Below are 3,979 nucleotides of genomic sequence, written 5' to 3' on the forward strand. Positions count from 1 at the left end.
TCCGGCGGTGTCCGCTACCCGTCTGCCGCGTGGGCGACCCCGCAGACCCTCTGCCGTACCCGGTCGCTGTGGGAGGTGGCCGAACTCCCGTGTCCGCGCCGCGGTTCCGTCGCCCGCCGGGTGCCCAGGGCCGAGCGTGCCCTGGGCATGTCGCCGAGCGACCCCGCACGGCGCTGCTGCTGTGGTGGCTGGACGCTCCTCAACCGACCCCACCGAACCGCCACTTCGGGACGCGATTCACCGCTCCAGAGTTTTGAAGCAGTCGCTCCGAAATGTGCTAGCGTCGCTCCCGAGGGCGCCCGTCCGCCCATGGCCGGACGCAACACCGGTTCGCATCCCCGCATTCGGAGGCATTCCATGCCCCTTGCCATCTACATCCTCGGCTTGGGAATCTTCACCCAAGGCACATCGGAGTTCATGCTCTCCGGGCTGCTCCCCGATCTGGCCGACGACCTGGACGTCTCCATCCCCGATGCCGGGTTGCTGATCTCCGCGTTCGCCATGGGCATGGTCGTCGGGGCACCGCTCCTCGCGGTCGCCACGCTCAAGTGGCCCCGCCGCACGGCCCTGGTCGCCTTACAGGCCGCCTTCATCGCCGCGCACGTCGTCGGCGCGCTCGCCCCGGGTTACGGAGTCCTGTTCGCCACGCGTGTCGTCAGCGCGCTCGCCTACGCGGGCTTCTGGGGCGTCGCCGTGGCCACCGCCGTCGCGCTCGTCCCGCCGAACGCCAAGGGCAAAGCGGTCGCGGTCGTCGCCGGCGGACTCACCCTCGCCACCGTCATCGGCGTCCCCGCGGGCACGGTGCTCAGTCAGTTCGCCGGGTGGCGCGCGGCCTTCTGGGGCGTGGCCCTGCTCACCCTCGTCAGCCTCGCCTGCTCGGTGTCCGCCATTCCCGGCGGGCGGGGGACCGGGGAGGAGACGCGTACCGTCCGCGCCGAGCTGCGGGCGATGGCCCGGCCGCAGCTCTGGCTCTCGTACGCGGTGACGGCGTTCTCCTTCGGCGCCGTCATCGTCACCTTCAGCTACCTCGCCTCGCTGCTCACCGACGTCACCGGACTGGCCGACGGCTGGGTGCCCGTCCTGCTGGCACTGTTCGGCGTCGGCGGCCTGCTCGGCATGGTCACCGGCGGCAGGACCGCGGAGGCGTACCCGATCCGCACGCTCGCGCTCGGCACCGGCGTCCTCGCCGTCACCTCCGCACTGCTCGCCCTCCTGGCACAGAACACCGTCGTCACCGTGGCCTTGGTCTTCGTCCTCGGCATGGCCGGATACGTCACCAACCCGGTCCTGCAGTCCCGGGTCTTCGTCGTCGCACCCGGCGCCCCGACCCTGGTCGGCGCCACCAACACCTCGGCCTTCAACGTCGGCAACACGCTCGCGCCGGCCCTCGGTGGCCTCACCGTCAACGCCGGGTTCGGCTTCGCCTCGGTGGCCTGGGCCGGAGCCGCGCTCGCCACCGCCGGCCTTCTCGGGACCCTGTGGGCCGGACACCTCCAGTACCGTCCCCGCCCGCACGAGGGCAGCGTGGTCGCGGGCGGCGACAGCGGTACACGCCAGGCCGAGGAGCGGACCGAGACCCCCGTGTGACCCGGTACGACGGGCCCGGCTCCCGACCACTCCGGCGCTCGGCCCTCGGCAAGCCCCTGCCTCCGCCCTGCCCAGTGCCCCTGGTCGCCCAAGTCGCGTGAGCTGACGGCGGCGTACCCGAGCAGGGCCGTGCCGGAATCTCCCGGCGGTGGTCAGGCCGGTGACGGAGTACGTCCGATGCCAGGGGCACCGAGGCCGCCGGCGCCGGCCCGGGACGTGTCCTCGCGGCATGACCCACCCCCGGCCCGGGTGTGCGACACACACGTCCAAGTGGCGTATTACTGGGTGGGCTTGCCCCTCAACTCCACCACTCGAGGAGCCCGGATGACCGACCGCACGGAGTCGATCGAATCGATGGAGCAACTCGCCCTGGTCTGGCGGGCCATGGTGCTCGACCGCGATCCGGCCGCCGACGTACGCGACCTGCCGGGCATCGCCGTGCGCTGGGCCGACTGCCGGTTCGCCTTCTGGAACTGCGTCACGCTGACCGAGGTCGACGCGGACGCGGCGCTGGTCGAAGAACGCCTGCGCCAGGCGGCGGACATCATGCGCGCGAAGCGCCATCCCGGGTTCCTGTGGCTCTTCGAGGACCTCCTCGGCGCCGAAGCCCGCGCCCGGGTCCGGGCGGCGGCCGGGAAGGCGGGACTGGAGTACGCCTTCCCCGGCACCGGCATGGCCGGGGACCTCATGCCCCTCCCCGAACCGGCCCACCCGGAACTGACGTTCGTCCGGGTGACCACCGACGACCACCTCCGGGCGTACGCCGATCTGAACTCGCGTGCCTACGGCTTCCCGCCGGAGGACGGCCGCGACGGACTCCTCGGATCCACTCTGTGGAAGAACGAGGCACACGCCTACCTCGGCCTGCGCGACGGCGTCCCCGTGACCTGCGCCGCGACGGTGGAGGCCGACGGGCGGCTGTTCGTCGTACTCGTCGCCACGGCGCCGGAGTGGGAACGCCGGGGCTACGGCGAGACGGTGACGCGCAAGGCCCTGTACGAGGGCGCCCGTGCCACCGGCCTGACCCGCGCCACCCTGCACGCGACGGCGGCGGGGGCACCGGTGTACCCCAGGATCGGCTTCCGGCCCAACTCGCCGATGGCCTTCTACAGCCTCGAACGGTGACTCCAGGTCCCGCCGGGAACCTCGGACCCCGCACCGGTCACCGGGCGGCGAGGCGCGCCCGCCCTGCCCGCCCTCTCGGACAAGGTCCTCTCGGACCGGCTGGCCCAGCTGACCCGGGCGGGCGTCATCGAACGCCACCGGATCCCCGGCTGGCCGCCCCGGGTCCGCTACGAGCTGACCGCCCTCGGCCGCGCACTGGAGCCGGTATTGCGCGGCATGTGGGAGTGGGGCACGGCCCGGCGGGACACCTCCGCCTGAACGCGGACCACGGTGAACGTCATACGGCCGGCGGGTTCGGGGTGAGCGGCGTCGGCCGGTTGTACCCGGGCCGGAGACCGCCGCGAAACGGACGGCATCATTCTGCCCCCGACCTCGTCGCATGCGTTTACGATCAAGCGGTGGCCTCGGGAAATACCCGACGGCCGGGAAACGAGGGGGAGTTATGAGCAGCATTTCGAGGCGGTCCCTGATCGGGTACTCGGGCACGGCCGCCGCCGGCGCGGTGATCGCCGGTACGGCCTCGGCGTCGCCGGCCCAGGCAGCCCCGACCGCCCAGGCCGCCCAGGCCGAGTCGTCTGGCACGGCGGCCAACTTCCCCGAGGGGACGCTCTTCGGGGGCCGGTCGCAGCGGAACATTGGCCCGGACACGCCCTCCGAGCTGGAGATCAAGTTCAGCATCGCCAACGCCGAGACGCCGGCGGCCTACGCCGTCACCCCGCAGGAGGTCGCCGACGCGATCAACAAGCTCCTGGCGTCCCGGGGCTGGCCGGCGGTCACCTTCTACGGCACGCCGGCCCCCGCGCCCCTGAACTGACCCAGTCGTCCCCGGCCTTCCCCGCTCCCCGTGACATCGCGAGCACGCGGCTGACGATCCGGCCCGCCAGGGCCCACGGGACGTGAGGCGGCGAGGCGGGGGAGGCGCCGGCGTGGCCGGCCGGCACGGCCGAGCCGGAAGCCGTGGCACCCCGCCGCTGTTCGGGCTGGTACGGGAACGGACGCTCGGCGCCGGTTCGCCGGACGACCGCGAGGTGAAGGCCGTGCCGGACGGGGCCCCGAGCCGACGGCGGTCATCCCCTCCATCGCCGCCTGCGCCGACCGGCGCCTGACCGCCGGCCCATGCCCGCCGTCCGTGCCGTAGCCGAGCGTCCGGCCCGGCTGTCCGCGCGCGCCCTCAGTCGTACCCGGGGCAGTTCAGATCCTCCGCCGGCCACCGGACCTCGCCCGTGCCCAGCGTGATCACGGCGCGGGGCCGCATGGGGCCCTCGCC

General features: G+C 73.4%; 4 protein-coding genes. All 4 read left to right on the plus strand.

The genetic code is table 11. The annotated features are described in order from the left end of the window. Nucleotides 1-357: 357 nt before the first annotated feature. The 4 genes from H5J33_RS26355 (at nucleotide 358) to H5J33_RS26370 (ending at nucleotide 3,526) form a co-directional block, all read left to right on the plus strand. Nucleotides 358-1,587, plus strand: a complete 1,230-nt coding sequence (locus H5J33_RS26355; protein ID WP_181797347.1) for a Cmx/CmrA family chloramphenicol efflux MFS transporter — start codon at nucleotides 358-360, stop codon at nucleotides 1,585-1,587. Between the two features lie 324 nt (nucleotides 1,588-1,911). After that, nucleotides 1,912-2,712 (plus strand): GNAT family N-acetyltransferase, encoded by an 801-nt coding sequence (locus H5J33_RS26360; RefSeq protein ID WP_181797348.1) that lies wholly within the window; start codon nucleotides 1,912-1,914, stop codon nucleotides 2,710-2,712. 63 nt (nucleotides 2,713-2,775) lie between these two features. Then, nucleotides 2,776-2,970 carry a helix-turn-helix domain-containing protein gene (locus H5J33_RS26365; RefSeq protein WP_181797350.1) on the plus strand — a complete coding sequence of 65 codons (195 nt, stop codon included), beginning with the start codon at nucleotides 2,776-2,778 and terminating at the stop codon, nucleotides 2,968-2,970. A gap of 184 nt (nucleotides 2,971-3,154) precedes the next feature. Beyond that, on the plus strand, nucleotides 3,155-3,526 hold the full coding sequence (locus tag H5J33_RS26370; RefSeq protein ID WP_181797349.1) for a hypothetical protein: 372 nt from the start codon (nucleotides 3,155-3,157) through the stop codon (nucleotides 3,524-3,526). Nucleotides 3,527-3,979 lie beyond the last annotated feature (453 nt).

Source organism: Streptomyces sp. WELS2 (assembly GCF_013870595.1).
Taxonomy (GTDB): Bacteria; Actinomycetota; Actinomycetes; order Streptomycetales; family Streptomycetaceae; genus Streptomyces.